At 41.9% G+C, this 19,979-nt stretch carries 16 protein-coding genes; 10 read left to right on the top strand and 6 right to left on the bottom strand.

Annotated features, from left to right (window positions below; genetic code table 11):
- Window positions 1–43 precede the first annotated feature (43 nt).
- Complete coding sequence (egtC, locus tag UH38_RS07760; protein ID WP_045054069.1) at window positions 44–841, bottom strand: ergothioneine biosynthesis protein EgtC; 798 nt, start codon at window positions 839–841, stop codon at window positions 44–46.
- A gap of 189 nt (window positions 842–1,030) precedes the next feature.
- Between egtC and UH38_RS07755 the strand changes: the two genes are divergently transcribed.
- The 5 genes from UH38_RS07755 (at window position 1,031) to sbcC (ending at window position 9,480) form a co-directional block, all read left to right on the top strand.
- Window positions 1,031–2,419, top strand: a complete 1,389-nt coding sequence (locus tag UH38_RS07755) for a 3' terminal RNA ribose 2'-O-methyltransferase Hen1 (RefSeq protein ID WP_045054068.1) — start codon at window positions 1,031–1,033, stop codon at window positions 2,417–2,419.
- Window positions 2,412–2,768: a DUF6717 family protein gene (locus UH38_RS07750; protein WP_045054067.1), complete on the top strand. Its 357-nt coding sequence runs from the start codon at window positions 2,412–2,414 to the stop codon at window positions 2,766–2,768. The genes UH38_RS07755 and UH38_RS07750 overlap by 8 nt, the downstream gene beginning before the upstream one ends.
- A gap of 10 nt (window positions 2,769–2,778) precedes the next feature.
- Window positions 2,779–3,531: a nucleotidyltransferase domain-containing protein gene (locus UH38_RS07745; RefSeq protein ID WP_045054066.1), complete on the top strand. Its 753-nt coding sequence runs from the start codon at window positions 2,779–2,781 to the stop codon at window positions 3,529–3,531.
- A 23-nt stretch (window positions 3,532–3,554) separates the two neighbouring features.
- Window positions 3,555–6,107 carry a polynucleotide kinase-phosphatase gene (locus UH38_RS07740; protein WP_045054065.1) on the top strand — a complete coding sequence of 851 codons (2,553 nt, stop codon included), beginning with the start codon at window positions 3,555–3,557 and terminating at the stop codon, window positions 6,105–6,107.
- A gap of 346 nt (window positions 6,108–6,453) precedes the next feature.
- A complete protein-coding gene (sbcC, locus tag UH38_RS07735) occupies window positions 6,454–9,480 on the top strand; it encodes an exonuclease subunit SbcC (protein ID WP_045054064.1) in 3,027 nt (1,008 codons plus the stop codon).
- A gap of 3 nt (window positions 9,481–9,483) precedes the next feature.
- On the opposite strand, the gene UH38_RS07730 is transcribed toward sbcC, so the two are convergent.
- The 3 genes from UH38_RS07730 to UH38_RS27100 form a co-directional block, all read right to left on the bottom strand.
- Window positions 9,484–9,693 (bottom strand): DUF6887 family protein, encoded by a 210-nt coding sequence (locus tag UH38_RS07730; protein ID WP_045054063.1) that lies wholly within the window; start codon window positions 9,691–9,693, stop codon window positions 9,484–9,486.
- Window positions 9,693–9,878, bottom strand: coding sequence for a DUF6888 family protein (locus UH38_RS28110; RefSeq protein ID WP_407640444.1), 186 nt, complete (start codon window positions 9,876–9,878; stop codon window positions 9,693–9,695). Before UH38_RS28110 ends, UH38_RS07730 begins: the two co-directional genes overlap by 1 nt.
- Window positions 9,879–9,967: 89 nt before the next feature.
- On the bottom strand, window positions 9,968–12,070 hold the full coding sequence (locus tag UH38_RS27100) for a serine/threonine-protein kinase (RefSeq protein ID WP_045054062.1): 2,103 nt from the start codon (window positions 12,068–12,070) through the stop codon (window positions 9,968–9,970).
- Window positions 12,071–12,459: 389 nt separating this feature from the next.
- On the opposite strand from UH38_RS27100, the gene UH38_RS07720 reads away from it, so the two are divergent.
- The 4 genes from UH38_RS07720 to UH38_RS07705 all read left to right on the top strand — a co-directional run bounded on the left by UH38_RS07720 (window position 12,460) and on the right by UH38_RS07705 (window position 15,315).
- Window positions 12,460–13,668: a serine/threonine protein kinase gene (locus tag UH38_RS07720; RefSeq protein WP_045054061.1), complete on the top strand. Its 1,209-nt coding sequence runs from the start codon at window positions 12,460–12,462 to the stop codon at window positions 13,666–13,668.
- Between the two features lie 138 nt (window positions 13,669–13,806).
- A complete protein-coding gene (locus UH38_RS07715) occupies window positions 13,807–14,511 on the top strand; it encodes a Uma2 family endonuclease (protein ID WP_045054060.1) in 705 nt (234 codons plus the stop codon).
- 12 nt (window positions 14,512–14,523) lie between these two features.
- Window positions 14,524–14,781, top strand: coding sequence for a hypothetical protein (locus UH38_RS07710; RefSeq protein ID WP_045054059.1), 258 nt, complete (start codon window positions 14,524–14,526; stop codon window positions 14,779–14,781).
- Window positions 14,782–14,943: 162 nt separating this feature from the next.
- Window positions 14,944–15,315 (top strand): hypothetical protein, encoded by a 372-nt coding sequence (locus UH38_RS07705; RefSeq protein ID WP_045054058.1) that lies wholly within the window; start codon window positions 14,944–14,946, stop codon window positions 15,313–15,315.
- A 412-nt stretch (window positions 15,316–15,727) separates the two neighbouring features.
- Here UH38_RS07705 and UH38_RS07700 read toward each other — a convergent pair whose 3' ends face one another.
- Window positions 15,728–17,863, bottom strand: a complete 2,136-nt coding sequence (locus UH38_RS07700) for a hypothetical protein (protein WP_045054057.1) — start codon at window positions 17,861–17,863, stop codon at window positions 15,728–15,730.
- Between the two features lie 86 nt (window positions 17,864–17,949).
- Here UH38_RS07700 and UH38_RS07695 point away from each other — a divergent pair, with 86 nt between their 5' ends.
- Window positions 17,950–19,302, top strand: coding sequence for a proton extrusion protein PcxA (locus tag UH38_RS07695; protein ID WP_045054056.1), 1,353 nt, complete (start codon window positions 17,950–17,952; stop codon window positions 19,300–19,302).
- A gap of 3 nt (window positions 19,303–19,305) precedes the next feature.
- Here the strand turns inward: UH38_RS07695 and UH38_RS24730 are convergent, their stop codons facing one another.
- The gene (locus tag UH38_RS24730; RefSeq protein ID WP_052672304.1) at window positions 19,306–19,962 is read right to left on the bottom strand and encodes a hypothetical protein; all 657 of its coding nucleotides are present in this window, start codon (window positions 19,960–19,962) and stop codon (window positions 19,306–19,308) included.
- Window positions 19,963–19,979: the final 17 nt, after the last annotated feature.

Here is a 19,979-nt window from a genome sequence, read left to right as displayed (position 1 = left end):
TAGTTGCTGTCTTCTTGCATCAAGAGAGATTACAGAATCTCCGCTAGTTTGTTGCAATTTGATGGATTTCGATCTCAAGGTCTTCTCCCACACTCAGAATACTTTGTTCAGGAAAACTATGCCAATCGCCTGCAAATATTGGCTCTGAAGCAATGATTACCGACTTCGGAAAAGTTGGATCTTCCTTAGTCCAATAAAGAGTTGGTGCTTCTATGCTAGTAGCAAAACGCGAAGCAATCAGCCGCTTACCATTGCTGATAATCATGTTGGCTGACGCGGAAATTTGATGAGATTTGGCTAATTCATCTAAATTTAGCAGCGCAGTTTGCAAAGCTTGTTCTAGAGTAACAGATGGATTTTTTTGAAGTTCATCAATAAATAAAGCAAAAAAGTGTTCTGAATCGGTACTACCTGCAATGCCTTTGTACGCCGTATCGCTGAGGCGATCGCAAATTGGACGCATCAATGTCTGCTTGAAGTTCTCGATTCTGCCGTTATGAATGCACAACAAGCGATCGGACTTAAATGGCTGACAGTTGCTCATATCTACAGCTTGCCCAGTTGTGGCACTGCGAATATAGCCTAGAATGCAGTCTGACTCTATATAACGCCCCAAGCTAGATAAATTTACATCATTCCAAATAGGGAGAATGTTTTTATATACAAAAGGAGCGGTATCTTTCTGCGGGTGATACCAACCAATGCCAAAACCATCAGCATTTACGACTCCAGACTTCATCTCGCGGGGTTGATAGCTTTGCACTACTAACGAGTGTTCTGGTTTGGTTAAAACATAGTCCAATGGAATCGATGGACCGATATAGCCTAATAATCTACACATACTTGTAGCGAGCGATCCAACACATTCCTAAGAGTCGATCCTATTGTATTTGTTTCATCGCCTGGCGTGTGACTTATAACACCACAAAATTTCTACCCCAAGCATGAAGACAAGCAAATATGGTTTTGTAGTACAAATGTAGTATTTAAGCTACAGTAGATACAGAGGTTACAGTATTGTTTTTAGTTAATGCTTCTGACGATCGCAACTACTTATTCACCCGCTACCGATTTAGGCTACTTACTGCACAAACATCCCAATCGGTTGCAGACTTTTGAGCTATCTTTTGGCAAAGCGCACGTATTTTACCCCGAAGCGAGTACAGAACTTTGTACTGCGGCTTTGTTGTTAGATATCGATCCGGTAGGATTAGTCAGAAAAAAAGGTGGAGAAGGGTTAGAACAATACGTCAACGATCGCCCTTATGTAGCTTCATCATTTATGAGTGTAGCCATTTCTCAAGTATTTGGTAGCGCTTTAGCTGGGCGTTGCAAAGATAAACCCGAACTAGCACAAAAGCCTATACCTTTAACAGCAAAACTAGCAGTAGTACAGTCTCGCGGCGGCGAAGCATTGTTACGCAGCTTGTTTGAGCCATTAGGTTACGTGCTAACAATCCAGCGTCATACTTTAGATGACAAGTTTCCGCAGTGGGGAGAAAGTTCTTACTATACAGTCGAACTGCAAAACACTATACCTCTACAAGAGCTTTTATCCCATCTCTACGTCCTAATTCCAGTATTAGACGACGAAAAACACTACTGGGTAGGCGAAGAAGAAGTAGATAAATTGCTGCGTCATGGTGCAGGCTGGTTAAATAAACATCCAGAGCAAAAAGCGATCGCCAAGCGTTATCTCAAACGTCAAGGGCGCTTAGTGCGATCGGCTTTAACACAGTTAGTAGACGAACTAGATCCCGATACTACCCAAGCACAACACGAGCAAGAAGAGGCGGTAGTAGAAGAGCGCATCAGTTTAAATCAACAGCGTTTAGCGGCAGTTATTGCAGCCTTAAAGCAGTGTGGAAGCTCCAAAGTGATAGATTTGGGGTGTGGTGAAGGGAAGCTGTTAAAAGCGCTATTACAAGACAAGAGCTTTACAGAAATTGTCGGCGTAGATGTCTCCTACCACACCTTAGAAATTGCTCAAGAAAGACTGCATTTAGAGCGGATGCCAACAATGCAGCGCGATCGCCTTAAACTAATACAAGGTTCTCTTACTTACCGCGACAAACGCCTGTGTGGATACGATGCAGCAGCGGTAGTAGAAGTAATCGAGCATTTAGATCCGCCGCGTCTGGCTGCTTTTGAGCGCGTGGTATTTGAATTTGCTAAACCAAATACAGTAGTGCTAACAACCCCAAACATAGAGTACAACATCAAGTTTGAGACGTTACCTGCTGGTAAATTGCGCCACAAAGATCATAGATTTGAGTGGACGCGCCAAGAGTTTCAAAATTGGGCGCACAAAATAGCAGAAAAATTCGGTTATTCAGTGCAATTTTTACCTATAGGCGATGAAGATTTAGATTTAGGAGCGCCTACACAAATGGGAGTATTTAGCAAGAATTATGTCTAATTTGATCGTGGCAATCTTTCCTTACAAACATCAAAATACTTGGGTATTTGATGAGGAACAAGCTGGACTTAAGCAAGAACCTTTTGTGAGCGGTGCGCCGGAAATTATTGATGTTTTAGTTCAAATCCTTCCAAATGTTGAAGAAGGTTTTAGGCTACTATTTTCTGCCACTCCTTTTCCCAATTATCAAGCCGAACTTACTTGGATAAAAGAAGAATACGGCGGAAGTTGGTATCGGTGGGAACAGAAGAATATGGAAGGCTGGTTGTGTCCAGCATTATTTAAGTATTTCGAGCTATCATCTCAAACAATTTACTGCAAAGCAGAAAGCTTATATGTAATTATTTAATTTCGCAAGTATGATTTCTCAGCAACTAATTGAAATAGCTAATAAGCAACCATATCCACTACTATTCGCGACAATTAGCGGAGCGCATTTGTACGGATTTCCTTCACCAGATTCTGATTATGATTTGCGTGGCGTGCATATTCTTCCAGTCAAAGAAGTTGTTGGACTTGATAGCGGGAGAGAAACGATTGAAGTTGCTGAATTACAAGGCAATTTAGAACTAGATTTAGTTACTCATGACGTTAAAAAATTCTTTGCCATGCTCCTAAAAAAGAATGGCTACGTTTTGGAGCAATTATATTCGCCGTTAATCGTGCATACTACACCAGAACATGAAGAATTAAAAGCGATCGCACGTCAATGCATTACCCGCCATCACGTCCATCATTACTTAGGTTTTGCTCAAACTCAGTGGCAGCTTTTCTCAAAGCAAAACCCACCAAAAGTTAAACCACTACTATACATTTATCGAGTATTACTGACAGGTATTCATTTAATGCAAACAGGTGAGATAGAAGCCAATTTAGTTAAATTGAACGAGATTTTTAAATTTCCTTATCTTTCTGAGTTAATTGCTTGCAAGTTAGCAGGAGTAGAAAAAGTAGTATTGCCAGAAATAGATTTAGTATTTCACCAGCGAGAATACGAACGTTTATACAGTGAATTACAAGCCGCTAGTCAAAACAGCAGCTTACCAGAAACACCTAGTTGTAAGAATGAGTTAAACGATCTGCTTATTAGACTAAGAATGCAATTTATATAAAAGATATTTATTGATAAGATTTTATGAAAATAACAATACCAGAACTATCTTTAGTCGTACTTGTTGGTGCATCTGGCGCTGGGAAATCTAGCTTCGCCAAAAAGCATTTTCAGCCAACTGAAGTAATATCATCAGATTTTTGTCGAGGATTAGTTTCTGACGATGAAAATAATCAAGCTGCGAGTAGAGATGCTTTTGATCTACTGCACTATATAGCAGCAAAAAGATTAGCTGCGGGTAAACTAACAGTAATAGACGCAACAAACGTCCAAGCTGAAGATCGCAAACCATTATTAGCACTAGCAAAAGAGTATCATTGCTTGCCAGTTGCGATCGCTCTCAACTTACCAGAACAAGTATGCCACGATCGCAATCAACACCGCCCAGACCGCAACTTTGGTTTTCATGTAGTACAAAGGCAAAGTGCAGCCATGCGCCGGAATTTGCGTAACTTAAAACGTGAAGGCTTCCGCTACGTCTATACTCTCAATTCGCCAGAAGATATAGAAGCTGTTAGCATTCAAATTCAACCATTATGGAACAACCGCAAGTCAGAACGCGGACCATTTGACATTATCGGCGATATTCATGGCTGCTACGACGAATTAGCAGCACTACTGCAAAAACTAGGCTACGAAATTACTGAAAGCTATTATTCCCATCCTCAAGGTAGAAAAGCAGTATTTTTAGGCGACTTAGTAGATAGAGGAAACCGGATTCTAGACACTCTCAACCTAGTTCGCAACATGGTTGTAGCAGGTACAGCATTATGCGTTCCTGGCAATCATGACATGAAACTGATGCGTAAATTGCAGGGCAAAAATGTCAAAATTACTCACGGATTAGATAAAACTTTAGCAGAAATTGACGCTTTATCAGAAGATACCCGCCAAGTCTACTTACAAGAAATAACTCAGTTTCTCGATTCTCTAATTAGCCACTACGTTTTAGATGACGGTAACTTAGTAGTAGCTCACGCTGGCATGAAAGCAGCATTGCAAGGACGTGGTTCCGGTAGAGTGAGAGACTTTGCTTTATATGGCGAAACTACTGGAGAAACAGATGCATTTGGTTTACCAGTACGCTACGATTGGGCAGCAGAATATCGCGGAAAAGCAATTGTCGTTTACGGACATACTCCCGTGATAGAACCGCAATGGCTCAATGGGACAATCGATATCGATACAGGCTGCGTCTATGGTGGTAAATTAACCGCCTTGCGCTATCCAGAAAAGGAAATAGTATCGGTTGCAGCCAAACAAGCTTACTGCGAATCAGCCAAACCATTTTTACCAGTAGAAGATACAGCGCTAACTACACAGCAGCAGTTAGACGATGTTTTAGATTTAGACGATGTATTGGGAAAGCGAATTATAGAAACTCGCTGGCATGGCAAAATTGGCATTAGGGAAGAAAATGCGATCGCAGCATTGGAAGTAATGAGTCGTTTTGCGGCTAATCCCAAATGGCTGATATACCTTCCGCCTACCATGTCACCCTGCGAAACATCTAAGCAGCCAGGCTTATTAGAACATCCCTTACAAGCATTTACCTACTATCAAAATCAAGGCGTATCCCAAGTTATCTGCGAAGAAAAGCACATGGGTTCTCGCGCTATAGTTATTGTCTGCCAAAGCGAGCAAGCAGCGCTCAAACATTTTGGCATAGAAAGCGAAGGCATCGGAATTTGTTACACCCGCACTGGGAGAAGATTTTTTAATTCTCCCGAACTAGAAACCCAAATGCTAGCCAAGTTGCAAACAGCCTTAACAACATCTGGTTTTTGGCAAGAATTTAACACCAGTTGGGTATGTTTGGACTGCGAACTGATGCCTTGGTCAGCAAAGGCTCAGGAGCTATTGCAGCGTCAATATGCCGCCGTAGGCGCTGCATCCCAAGTATCGTTAAATAGTGCTGTAGCAGCCCTAAAACAAGCCGCTAGTCGCACAATTGAACTAGAGTCATGCCTAGCCCACTACCAACAGCGTGCAGAAATGGCAGATAGTTATGTTGCAGCTTATCGCCGTTATTGCTGGCAAGTTGATTCTATAGCTGACTTCAAGCTTGCACCTTTTCATATTTTGGCAACTCAGCAGCAAGTGCATACAGATAAAAATCATATCTGGCACATGGAAACTATAGCCAAAGCGTGCAACTGCGATCCAGCGCTGTTACTAGCAACAAATTACCAAGTAGTAGATGTAAATGACAGCAGTAGCACAGAAACAGCAATCGCCTGGTGGGAAGAACTTACCAGCCAAGGCGGTGAAGGAATTGTTGTTAAGCCATTGGATTTTGTTGTCAAAAACGATCGCTTTTTAGTCCAACCAGCAGTTAAATGCAGAGGTAGAGAATATTTGCGAATTATCTACGGCGCAGAGTACACAGCAACAGAGAATTTAGATAGACTGCGATCGCGCGGTTTATCGAAAAAGCGCTCTCTAGCATTGCGAGAATTTGCTTTAGGCATAGAAGCCTTAGAACGTTTTACCCAAAGCGAACCCTTACGCCGCGTCCACGAATGCGTATTTGGCATTCTGGCATTAGAAAGCGAACCCATAGATCCGCGCTTGTAGGGGCGCAACAATTGTCCTCTTTATCCCCTTATCTCTATCTCAAAACAGAAGCTTAATGCAACACATCGTAAGTGACAATAAGCAAACTGTCACCCTCCCCAATTTTGTTCCCCACAAACGGACATATATTTTAGGAGTGTGAGGAGCGAACAGAACTGAAAAAACTCTTGGGGTCGAAACACGGCAAGACTCCCAAGAGTTTTTTCTATTTATGCACCTAAAGTATTAAAAATTGTAAAACTAAAGAGACAATAGCTATAATCCTTGTTTCTGCGTCGATACACTAGGCAACAGTGCAAATGTACTGTTATTTCTAGACATACAGGTGTATGGCGTTTAAGCTTGCATGATTCCAGTCCAACTAATCCTAAAAAACTTTTTGAGCTACCAGGATGCAACCTTAGATTTTAATGGGTTGCATACAGCTTGTATTTGCGGTTCCAACGGTGCGGGTAAATCTTCATTACTAGAAGCAATTACATGGGCAATTTGGGGAGAAAGTCGCGCCTCTACTGAAGATGATGTAATTCAAACTGGTGCTAAAGAAGTCCGCGTTGACTTTACTTTTAGCAGCAACGATCATAATTATCGAGTAATTCGCACTCGCTACCGAGGACAAAGCAGCGGTTTAGAATTTCAAGTCGCCACACCTAGCGGCTTCAAAGCTTTGACAGAAAAAGGCTTACGCGCCACGCAGCAAGCAATTTTAGACCATATCAAGCTAGACTACGATACTTTTATCAATTCTGCTTACTTGCGCCAAGGTAGAGCCGATGAATTTATGCTCAAGCGTCCTACTGAGCGTAAAGAAATTTTGGCAGAATTGCTCAAACTAAATCAATATGACGATTTAGAAGAACGAGCAAAAGATTTGTCACGTTCTTTTAAAGGGCAAGCAGAACAGCTAGATAGACTTTTAGAATCAATCCAAGGGCAGTTGCAACAACGAAGCGCGATCGCCCAGCAACGTATAGAACTCGAAGAACAAGTAAATCAACTCCAACAAGCGCAAGCCTACGACAACGTAAAAGTGCAAAGCTTGCAAGTAGTGCAGCACCAAAGGCAAAATTGGCAGCAGCAATTGGGATTTCTCAGACAGCAACACCAAAATCTCAGCCAAGATAGCGATCGCCTAGAACAAGAACAAGCAGCAGCGAACGGGCAGCTAGCAGCGCTTAGAGAGCTACTAGGTCAACAAAAGGCAATTACAGAAGGTTATAGCGAATATCAACGCTTGCAAGCTCAAGAAGAAGCCTTTAGTGCCAAATTTCAAGAACATACCCGCGCTACAGTCGAAATGCAGCAGTTGCAGCAAGAAAAAGCGCAGCAAATCAACGAAATTCAGCGCCAGTTGCAACACGCCGAAGGACAATTAGCAGCCTTGCAGCAGCAAGAGCAAGAAATAGAACAAACCCTGAGTAAAGTAGCAGAAGTGCAAAGCGCTTTAGCTCAACTTGCAGAGGCACGTCAACGGTTGCAACAACTAGATCGTTTGCAATTAGAAGTATCGCCCTTATTGCAACAGCAAACAAGCTTGCAAATGCAACTAGAGCGATCGCAAGCCCGAATTCTTGCCAAAATTGAAGAACTCCAAACTTCAGAACAGCAATTAAGTTCTCAGCAACAACGCCAACCCCACCTACAACAAGCAGTAATGGAAGTAGGCGTGCAAATTGATGAATTAGAGAAAAAACGAGTTTACCTAGATAGAGTGCGCGAAAAAGGGCAAGAACGCCGTCATTTTCTCGAACGCTTGCACGCTCATCAGCGCGATTATGAAAAGCAGATCGGAGAATTAGAGCAGAAAATGCAAATGCTGCAAAATCCCGATGCTGTTTGTCCGTTATGCGATCGCCCTTTAGACAAACATCACTGGGATCGAGTAGTACAGAAAACTCAATCCCAACAGCAAGAAGTCCAAGACCAATTTTGGGTAAGTAGGGATCAAATGGCAGCAACAGATAGCGAAATTCAGACGTTGCGCCAGGAATACCGTCAATTATTGCAAGAAGTAGCCCAATACGATGCTTTAAGAGAACAAAGAGGCAAATTAACCGAACAACTAGCAGTTACAGATGATACGAAAGAGCGATTAAAACAAATTGCTACTGAGAAACAGAAATTAGAGCGATCGCTTTCTAGCGGCGATCATGCTGCTGACAAGCAAGCCCAATTACAACAAGTGCAGCAACAGTTGCGATCGCTCAACTATAGCGAACAAGATCACGCCTTAGCCCGTAGTGAAATCGAAAGATGGCGTTGGGCAGAAATTCGTCAAGCTCAAATTAAAGATGCCCAAAAAAGACAAGCGCAAATAGCCGCCCGCAAGCCAGAAATTCAGGCACAAATAGCTGAACTACAAGCAAAAATAGACCAACAAGATCGCAATTCCCCCTGCGCGATCGCAATTGCTACCTTAGAAAGTCACATTCAAGAAATAGGCTATAACTTAGAACAACATAATGCCCTCCGCAGCGCTTTACGTCAGTCTCAAGCTTGGCAATTGCGCCATCAGCAACTAATTTCTGCCCAACAGCAGTATCCCGAATTGCAGCAACGAGTTGGGGAGTTAAACAAGGCAAAGGAAGAAAGACTAACAGAAAAGCAGTTATTAGCAGCGCAAATAGAAAGCTTAGTCCAGCAATTAGAGCGATCGCCCGATCCGACAGCAGAAATCCAAAACCTAGAACAGAAGCTTGCATTCAGGCGCAGAGAACTAGACGATTTGCTCAGTCACTTAGGAATGTTGCAACAGCAATCAGCACAGTTAGACGCATTGCAAATTCAATCTGAGCAACAACAGCAACAATTACAAGACATCAGACAGCAACACCGCATTTACCAAGAATTAGCCCAAGCCTTCGGTAAAAATGGCATTCAAGCACTGATGATTGAAAACGTATTGCCGCAATTAGAAGCAGAGACGAATCAATTACTCGCAAGATTAAGTGCTAACCAGTTGCACGTTCAATTTGTCACCCAAAAAGCAGGGCGCAGCGGTAAAGCAGCCAAGAAAAACGCTAAATTAATCGATACTTTGGAAATAGTAATTGCTGACGCACGCGGAACTAGAGCTTATGAAACATATTCAGGTGGCGAAGCATTTAGAATCAACTTTGCCATTAGATTAGCACTAGCCAAATTACTCGCGCAGCGTTCTGGTGCATCCTTGCAAATGTTAATTGTAGACGAAGGATTTGGCACGCAAGATCGCGAAGGATGCGATCGCCTAATTGCAGCGATCAATGCGATCGCCCCTGATTTTGCCTGCATTTTAGCCGTCACGCATATGCCCTACTTCAAAGAAGCATTCCAAGCCCGAATTGAAGTCCACAAAACTCAAACAGGCTCTCACTTAAGCTTGTCTATGTAGCACTTAGCTTTCACCTTCTTGAGGTAAACCTAGTCGTTCCCTAAAGGCTTGCTCCATAATTTCTACACCCTTTTGGTCGATAGGCGCTGGATACAATTTTTGCTCTGAAGCAACTAATAAAGCGATATACTTTGCCCAAGCTGCGTCATCATCTCTATGGCTGATTACGTAGCTTTTTAGCTCTGCCATACTCATTGTTTCAAATTCATGCATCAAATGAACCTCCAAAACCCACTGAGATAAATAACAACTTCTATTTCTTGTCGCTCTTTAACTGCCAAAACATAAATGACTTCGTTATGAGTATCGTAGCGAAAGACTACTATGGGTTGATAATAGCTTGAGAGCATTTGGCAAACTCTAACTGCTGCTTGAGCCTGATCTGTCGTTGGTTTAATATTTGTTCTCCTTGGGGATAATTACTATTGTTAAGCGCGATCGCGCTCTTTTACCGCAATCTCAGTATAGGTGTAATGCCGCCGCGCCCCTACCACTGCCAAATCTTAATTGTCTTATCCTTACTTCCACTTACCAAAGTATCCCCTGTGCGACTAAAAGCAACAGACAACACCCAATCAGAATGACCGCCAAGCTTACGCAGCAATGTACCCGTTGGCAACGACCAAATATTAATACACTTATCTATACTGGCACTTGCTAAGGTCTTACTATCAGCACTAAATGCAACAGCAACTACGCGCTCGGTATGTCCTTCCAACGTATAAAGTAACTTACCAGTACGTAAATTCCAAATTTTAATAGTTTTATCCCAACTACTACTAGCAAGCTGCTGACCATCAGGACTAAAAACAACAAACCTCACCGAATCAGAATGCCCTTGTAAAGTCCGCAGCAATCGACCAGTTTGTAAATCCCAAACTTTAATCGTGCGATCGCTTCCGCCTGTGGCAAAAGTCTTTTCATCAGGACTTAGCGCTACAGAAAAAACCGGACCAGCATGACCGAACAAAATCCGCCTCAACTGTCCGGTGTGTAGATTCCACACCTTAATTGTATCGTCATCGCTGCCGCTAACTAAAGTTTTCCCATCGCTGCTAATTGCCACTGACCAAACTGTACTACTATGCCCCCTTAAAGTCCGAATCAGTTCGCCCGTCTGCAAATTCCATAGCTTGATTGTCTTATCGCCACTACTACTAGCAAGAGTTTTGCCATCAGCACTTAGAGTAAGCGATCGCACAGTATCGGTATGTCCTGTTAGAGTATAGCGGAGTTTACCAGTAGATAAATCCCATACTTTAATAGTTTTGTCTTCGCTACCGCTAACTAAAGTTCGTCCGTCATTACTAATAGCAGTAGACCAAACTGAATCATCGTGACCAGTAAGAGTTTTAGTTAAAGTAATTTCGGGAACTGGTTCGATTGGTTCTACTTCTTGGACGATCGCACTGCGAGATAACTTATGGGCGTAGTAGCCGCCAGTTGCGACTAACAAAATACTACTACCAACTATTGCCCACAAAAATTTACGCCATAGCAGCTTATGCTGGCGCTTAGGTAGAGTTGTATCTTCCCTAATTAGCGTCGTCGCCATCGCTGGGTTAATGCGAGTAGTACCACCTGTCCTATGTTGAATTTCTGTAGGAATGGGAATAGATGTAAGCTCTGGTAAATAAACATCACTAACAGGAACTCCACTTACAGCCGATTGCAAAGCTAAACTTAAATCTTTAACCGAAGCGAAACGATCTTGGGGGCGTTTTTGCAAACAGCGCATCACTACCGCTTCTAAATCGGGCGCTAAGTCTTCACAGCCACTTTGCGATCGCAATGGTTGAGGCGTTTGCGAAGTATGTGCTGCTGCCCATGTTTCACCACTAACTTTTTTATTATCTGCTGTAAAGCCAAATGGATCTATCCCCGCTAGCATTTCATACAGCATTACACCCAAACTGTAAATATCTGCCCGTTCGTCTAAAGTCGCAAATACTCCTAGTTGCTCTGGCGCAGCATAACGACAAGTTCCCAAAAATATTGTCGTGCTATTGGTGTATTCAGTTTGCAAGCTGCGAATTTTAGCAACGCCAAAGTCGATAATTTTGGCTAATTCTCCCAAAGCTGTAGGAACGAGAAATATATTGTCTGGCTTCAAATCGCGGTGGATGACTTTGATTTTTTCGCCAGGATTTGTGCCGCCATTCCAAAACACTATCCCTTGATGAGCTAAATGCAAGCCAGCGCAAACTTGAGCGACAATGCTGCAAGTTTGGGCAACTGTTAGGCGCGGTTGTTTAGTTAGTCTTTGCCCTAATGTTTGTCCTTGCAGATACTCCATTACATAAAATGGGTATCCTTCAGAAGTTACGCCGTAATCTCGTACTTGAACTATATGCTGACTTTTGAGGGCTGCACAAATTGCAAATTCTCGCTCAAATCGTTCTTTGACTTCTTCTGTCTTGGCGAGAGATTCTTTAAGCAGTTTTAATGCTACCAGTTGCCCTAGCCGAGTATCGGTTGCCAAAAAAACATCGCCCATCCCGCCTCCACCCAACCACTTTTCAAGGCGGTAACGTTGATAATCGTCAACGTACCGTCCGAGCCAATAGTTTTGCTGGTATAGCGAGTTCATTCAGGCGTTTCGTTCCAACTTAAGCAATTAAGATTGTAATAGATCGTTAATTCAATGATAATTCTGCCCTTGACAGAATTTAGAGTGTACTAGAAGAAACATTTTATCGAGCGAAAATGCTTATCTATATACATATCAACGATCGCAGCCTTTTATACTTTCCCTCTTTGTATTAAAAATTTATCTTGACATTAATAATGGACAATCTAAGTACAAACTCGTTAGTTAAATTCTGTCTATCTAAAGTTGTATTTATTTAGACATATAACTACCGATATAAATATGATTGGGTATTATTATATACAAAAATAATTTACTGGTTTATAAAAGGATAATTGATTTTTGATAGTTAGATTATAAAAAGCGCTCGTTGTAAGGAATTGCTGTAAATGCTGCAAGCAAAACAAATTATACATAAACGTTATCAACTCCAACAAATAATCAAAAATTCTTTTGTCCGTCAAACGTGGCTAGCAGTAGATTTGGCAACACCAGAGCAGCAATTAGTAATTATTAAATTACTAGCATTTAATCTTTTAGTTCAGTGGGAAGAGCATAAACTACTCGAACGCGAAGCGCAAGTATTAAAACAACTAAATCATCCGCAAATTCCTAAATTTATAAACTATTTTAGTACGAACATTGAAGATAGCGATCGCCGAAATACTACCTTTAGTAGTATTGATGCACAAAGCTCTTGGTTTGGGTTAGTGCAAAACTATATTCCTGGTTACACACTTAGCCAACTATTAGCACGAGGAGAACAATTTAGCGAAGAGCAAGCTAAAGATATTGCTAAAAATGTATTGAATATCTTAATCTACCTACACGGGCAAAAACCGCAATTAATCCACTGCGATATTCAGCCAAGCAATCTAATTTTGAGCGCAGACGGGCAAGTTTATTTAATAGATTTTGGTACAGTCGCAAGACAAAATGAAGACGGAGAAAATACATTTGTAGTCGGAACTTATGGTTACACACCAATTGAGCAATTTAGCGATAAAGCAATTCCAGCATCAGATTTGTATGCATTAGGTGCAACCCTAATTCATCTTTTGACTGGCATAATGCTAGCCGAGCTACCACAGCAAAACTTCCAAGCGCAACTTGCTAACGTCGAGCTAAGTTTGGCAATGAAAAAATGGCTTTCTCAGTTAGTTGAACCTGCACCAGAAAAGAGATTTGCAACAGCAAAACTTGCTCTTGAAGCCTTAGAAACAGGAGCGCTATTACCGCAATTAAGTATAAAAAATAACTCAGGGCAAGGCAGTCTATTTGATACAAAAGTACCAGTACCCGCAGAAATTCAAGGCTGGAATTGGGGAGCCTTTTTATTATCGCCCTTTTGGCTAGTTTCCAATCGCGTATGGATTGGGTTACTGGCGTGGGTTCCTATTGTTGGGTTTTCGATGGCGATCGCTTTAGGCGCGAAAGGCAACGAATGGGCGTGGAAAAGCCGCAAATGGCAAAGTATAGAGCAATTTCAATCGCATCAGCGCAAATGGGCGATCGCTGGCATCATTTTCGGGATCTCAGTTAATCTAGTAGTCTGGAATCTAGGTATGTTGTACCTACTGTCAATTCTGATTCAGTAGCATATAATTGGACTAGAGTGGCGACGATTGCCCCAAAATTGGATAAATTCAGCCAGATTCGTTTGCCTCAAACATGATATACAGCCTAGTAGCAATGCACGTTAAAATCTGAGCAATTAGTCATTAAAGAGGGTCGTTATGGTACAGTACAACTCGTGGCAATTCCTGCCCACACAGGAAGAACTGCCTGAAACTGACCATAAGCCTGTGGATAGTCAACTACAAGTCCTGATTGCCTCTTTGCTGGAAGATATTCTGTCCTGGAAATGGAGTCACCGTAACGATTGGTTCTGGGGCATCAATATGGGTGTTTACTACGACCAGCAGAAGCCACCAATTGTCCCTGATGGGTTCTTGTGCCTAGGAGTACAACGGTTGCCTCGGCAAGGCGGCAGGTTGAGTTATGTAGTTTGGCAAGAGGGTGTTCTTCCTATCATCGCCCTAGAGTATGTCTCTAAAAGCTATGGGGGAGAGTACGACACTAAGAAAGATGACTATGCCAATATGGGCGTGACTTACTACGCAGTCTACAATCCAGAATATTCCACTCGCCACAACCATAGTCCTTTTGAGGTGTATCGTTTGGTGCAGGGAAAATATGTACTGCAATCAGACGAACCATTTTTTCTACCGGAAATTGGTTTAGGGATTGGTAGAGCGCAGGGAACCTATCGGGGTTGGAATCGGGAATGGTTATACTGGTATGACTCCCAAGGAAATAGATTGCTCTCAACAGAGGAAAGGGCAGAAATTGCCCAGCAGCAGCTAGAACAAGAGCGACGTAAGACACAGGAGTTAATTAACAAGTTAAGAGCAAGGGGAATCGATCCAGATATCTTCTAGCAGCAGACAATTATGCTACAAGCAGACGCAATCATCCAAAACCGCTGTCAACTCCATCAAAAGTTAGCTGACAATACAGCACGTCAAACCTGGTTAGCCACTTACTTAGAGTTACCTGAAAAGCCCTTTGTAGTAGTCAAGTTTCTAGCATTTGGCGGACAAATCCAATGGAAAAACCTCAAACTATTTGAACGCGAAGCGCAAGTATTAAAACAGTTAAATCATCGTTATTGTAAACAGAATTTTGCTAGCCTTGTGGCGGTAACATAGATGTTTTGATTGCGTTTTGAAATCGAGCGATGCCGTAGGTTCCAATTGCCATATTTTTAAGGAAATCTTTATCGTATCTTAACTGCAAATTCCGTACTGCTACTGATACGTATCTAATGATGCGGTAGCTACACTTGTAGCACAAAGAAACAGTAAAGGGAAATGAAGTTAAAGTTACTAGCAGTAGCAGTTTTTACAAGTTTAATAAATATGAGTAATACAGCTTATGCAAGTCCAATATGGGTAGATTTAGGAACCTCAAAAGATGGTGGTAAAGTATTCATTGACGATCGAAGCATTGTTAAAAGTAGCACATTAGTAAAATTTGATATGCGATTAGTAGACGATAGAGAGATAATAAGCTCTCGTGTAATAGCAGAATGTAATACTTTAGCGTTTCAATACCAAAAGAAAGCAATCAATAATATCCCTTCTCCACCTCCTGACGGAATTGAGTTTCCAGTTCAAGAAGCTGGTGATAACAGTGTACTAGGTACTGCAATTTATTACGCTTGTGCTGCTTATCGTCCTTGAACTTTTTGAATCAATTTGGGGTAAGGAATTTTTCTAGCGCCTCGAAAAGTCACATCCCGCCGCGTCCAAAACAAAAAAAGGTATGTCGCTACTATAGAGTAAGCAACCCGCATCTAGAGTGCCAATAAACATTTGAAACGACAAGGATGCAATTGTTTTTTGGGGATAGCCTGGTTAATGGTTGTTGTTACTTACCCATATCCCTAAATATAAAGATTATTTTTGCATAGACGATCGCGCGTTATGGTTTGCCATAGTATAAAGACTATATTCCTGGCACTTCATTAATTGAAGATGTTTCTTTTCAATGCGACGAAGGCAGAAAGCAAAGAAGTAGAAGCTTAATAATAAGAGAGAAAAGCAACAAATTTACACGCCTTTACATTTGGTCATACTTTAGACGAAGCCGAACTTATTTGGTTAGCTCAAGAGATTCGGGAGTGGCTGCAACTTCAGAAGCAACGGGGATAGAAGCATTAACCAAGTTTAACAAAGGACCGAGTTGTTCTTGCCCATTTACAGCCAAATCGCTATGACACAAATAAACACGCTCTCCCACCCTAGCTAACAAATCGCGGATAATTCGCTGCAAGCGCTCCTCATCTGCTTGCTTTGCATCTTCTGCCGTCCAAGGACGGGCAAAACGATGCTGCAAAAATAAATTAGCACCAAACAAAGTAGCTGCACCACCACTCAACCATAAAGGCGAACTGGCATCTAACCAAAATTGCCACCTGTGGGCGCGACGACTAGAACGGTATTGAAAGATCGTTGCTAGCGTTACAGCACGACTAGCTGCACCAATCGGGCGTACTGGGTAAGGATTGGCGGTAATAGTTCCCCGCCGCAGCAGTTGGATAAATTGAGCAATAGTTGCATTTACAGGCGCATCGCTAGCTTCTATTTGCCTCAGCCTCACATCTACTTCCCAATAATGTTGAGCCGTTTCTAATAACTCTCTAAGTGCTGCTACCAAATCGTAAGGCAGATTATTATCTTTCCATAAAAAGTCTTGAATTGCTCTATCTAACAGCGAAATTGGACTAGGTAAAAGCCTTAATTCTTGCTGTGCTTTTTGCTTTTCTATCCACTGCAATATTTGCTCGTACGTAGTAGTTGCATCGTACCCCAATCTATCCCAGCGATCGTAGGCTGTATGGGGCAGCAAGTTAGGGCGATCGGGGTGCGGCTCAAAACAGGCATCTGCTAGCAAACCAGCCCTTACAGGGTCGATTTTGTGGGCATTTTGAGTTGATGTGTCTTGACTGAGTACGACTAACATTTCAGCTACCGCATCTCGATCTACCAAACGCCCTAAGCCTGGATAAACTAAGGCAAGCAATGTTAATAAGCCGCGAACTATAGGATAGCTGTTTAAAGGACGCTGATCGTTGATGGGTGCAACGATTATTCCCTTTTTACTGAGGATTTCTACTAGAGTGTAACGCGCGATCGCATCCAAACCAGGAGCAATTATGGCTACTTCTTGCGGCTGTACTTCCCCTAACTCTACTGCTTGAATAATTGCCATAGCTGTTTCTCTGAGCAAATCGGCGCGGGAAGTAGTTTGCAGCGATTGCATCGTATTTGGCAGCGTCAACAGCGTTAGCGGCTCAGTTACTAATTCCACCACTGGTACAGCTAAAGTATCTGCTAGAGACTGCAATGGCGATTGATGTAACGTTTCTACTATGCAGCGCGATCGCAAATCGGCTAAATATTGCGGATCTGAACCTAACCCCAACCTAATTCCACCGTCAAGGTTATAACTAAAAGCACCAACTACACTTCGATCTAACAAAAACTCAAATAAGTACCGCGCTACACCAGGATAATCATCCACATCATCTGCTAGTACGTACCGATAGCGCCGCAGTAAATGCTCTTGATAATGCGGATCTGGTAATAAATGCTGGTAATACAGTTCGGTAATTATGCCATAAGTTAGTAAACCCCTCTGCCAGCACCAACTACGCCACTCTATTAGCATTCGGGCGATCGCTTCATTTTCCAGTTCTCCCCCGCCTTCTGACTCAACTAAGCCCTGCTCCAAGACTGTTTTAATGTCCTCACAAGGTGTACCACTGTAAGCTGCTAGTTGCAGTAAGTCAAGAATCCGCCGCACCAACCGATACTCGCTGATTCCAGAAATAAATGATGTGTCTAACTGCTCTTTCCACAGCATAGTTGCTAACTCTTGCTCTGTTTCTGGGCGCAGCCTGACTGGAAATTGCGCTTTGAGGTTGAGTAAACTAATGAGCAAGGGCCAAAATAAGATTACTTCATCTTGAAAAAATCCTAAAGGTGTCTTGGCACGAATAGGATATTTACCACTGGTAGCTGCAACTAGACGATCTACTAATACTCGCCGATTATCGTCATTTGCTGCCATAACTAAAACTGCTGGTTCTGCAAGTTGCAGATTTAGTCTTTGCTGCACCTGTTTTCCTTTTGGTTTTTGCATCCACTGGCAAAATTGCTCTACCAAACGAGTAGTTTTACCACTTTGGCTCGTACCTTCTAGCCAAATAGAATCTAATCTTACCAACTGACACCTCGTAGATTTGCTAAGATCCTTCGTACATTTAATGTAAGCTTAAAAATTACTTCCGTAGGGCTGGCTAATTTCCTGCTATGAAAAAGCCTAGTTGGTTTCAAAACGTCTACTCATACTTGCTCTCGGCACAGCAGTGGTATATGCATACCCCAGAGCGATCGCTCGATGAAGCTTATCAAGCTGCTTTAATGATTCAGGCAATTGAGCAAGAGTATTTTGATGGGCAAAAAATACCTTACCAATCCCAGCGTTATGGCAGTAGCGTTATGAATTATCTTAACTCTGAACTTAACAAGTTTTTGAAAACTGTCCGCATGAGACTGACAGAATTTAATATTAGTCGTTCTTGGTTTAATAATTCTAATTCTACCAGTTTAATAACTGCAAAAACCAATGGTGCAGTTATTATTAAAGATGCTCGCACTTCTCAAGCTAGGCATTATTCTCAAGAAGTTTTAGAAAAACTTACTTTTATTGATAAAGTTGTTGGCAAATATGTCGATCGCGCCTCCGAACCAACTAACTTACCCACACCTGCATCGTCTTCGCTCGTTACATTAGAAAAAGTAGATACAGACGATAATCCGCAAAACTTATCTGCTCCTCGATTAGTTAAAAAGCAGGAAAGTAAGGCAGAAGAAACAAGTATTTTGCCTCGCTCTATTCTCAGTACGCTTAATCGGCTAAAAATTGAGCTAGACCCTAAATCTGAAGAAGAAGTTGTGCAGAAGTTTCGTTCTTCTCAAGTTAGAACAATTACTTCTATTCGCTTAATTCTTCTATTTATAATAGTACCTTTTTTAACTTTTCAATTATCAAAAAACTTACTAATTAGCCCGATAATAGATCGGTGGAGAAATACAGACCAAGCTAATATATTCCTCAATTATGAGATGGAAGAAAGAGCCTTGCAAGAGATGCAAAAATTTGAAGAAAGGCTCAAATTTAATCAATTTTTGAATGGATTTCCTCAACTTTCGCCAGAAGCTTTAGAAGCACAAACTAAAGAAGAAGTCAATAAGATTGCTCAACAGTTTCGTCGTGAAAGTACCAATGCGGTTAAAAATGTTTTTGCAGATTTGTGTGCTTTAATAGCTTTTAGCTGGCTAATCGTTACCAGTAAACGAGAAATAGCAATATTAAAAGACTTTATCGATCAGGTTGTGTACGGCTTAAGCGATAGCGCTAAAGCATTTATTATTATCTTATTTACTGATATATTTGTAGGTTTTCACTCACCTCATGGCTGGGAAGTAATCTTATCAGGTATATCGCGTCATTTAGGACTACCAGAAAATCACAGTTTTATATTTCTGTTTATTGCCACATTTCCCGTAATTTTAGACACAATATTCAAATATTGGATTTTCCGATATCTCAACAGAATTTCTCCTTCCGCAGTTGCTACCTATCGCAACATGAACGAGTAAAACTTAAGATTTAGTAAGTTCGCTCAGGCGCTTGGTAATAGCTTGTCTGCGTTCTACTAACTGCACCAACTTTTCGTAACGAGCGATCGCTATACTGACGCTAGCTAGCTGTTCGAGGGGACAAGGATACGACCAATTTTGCCCAGAAGGATGAACGCCGCACAAGCGATATGCAGATCGTGGCGCTTCGCAAGTAACTTTACCTGGCGAACTACTAACAGCCTCTACATACTCCACTTGCTGTCTTACATCGTAGACAATTACATCGCTTTGCGGCTGAGATGGATGATAAGATTCTAAATGTCCGTCAACAATTGGACCTTCATAGTAAAGCTGTTCAATTTGCTGCACGATTTCTTGTTCCTGTGCCTCTAATAAAGCAGGATCTTCACTTTGGGGTGCTGGGTTAGCGATCGCTGGTTCTGGAGTTGGCTTAGGCTCGCCTTGAGCAGTAAATGCAGGTAATGTTGGCGTTTTGCGCTGATTTGGCGGTACTGACAACGGTGGAATTGCTTGAGAAGCACTACGAGCGCTATCCTTGGCTTCTGGCACTATAGGAGAGGGAATAGGCTGAGATTTAACTGGCTGCTGCTGGGGACTATTATTCATAGATTCCAACTTTTTCAAGGCTGCGGCAATTTTTTCTAAATCTGCTTTCATAAGGAGCGATCGCTAAA

The sequence above is a fragment of the Aliterella atlantica CENA595 genome (genome assembly GCF_000952155.1).
Classification (GTDB): domain Bacteria; phylum Cyanobacteriota; class Cyanobacteriia; order Cyanobacteriales; family Chroococcidiopsidaceae; genus Aliterella; species Aliterella atlantica.
The sequence above is the reverse complement of the archived record's forward strand: the minus strand, read 5'-3'. Positions and strand labels throughout refer to the sequence as shown.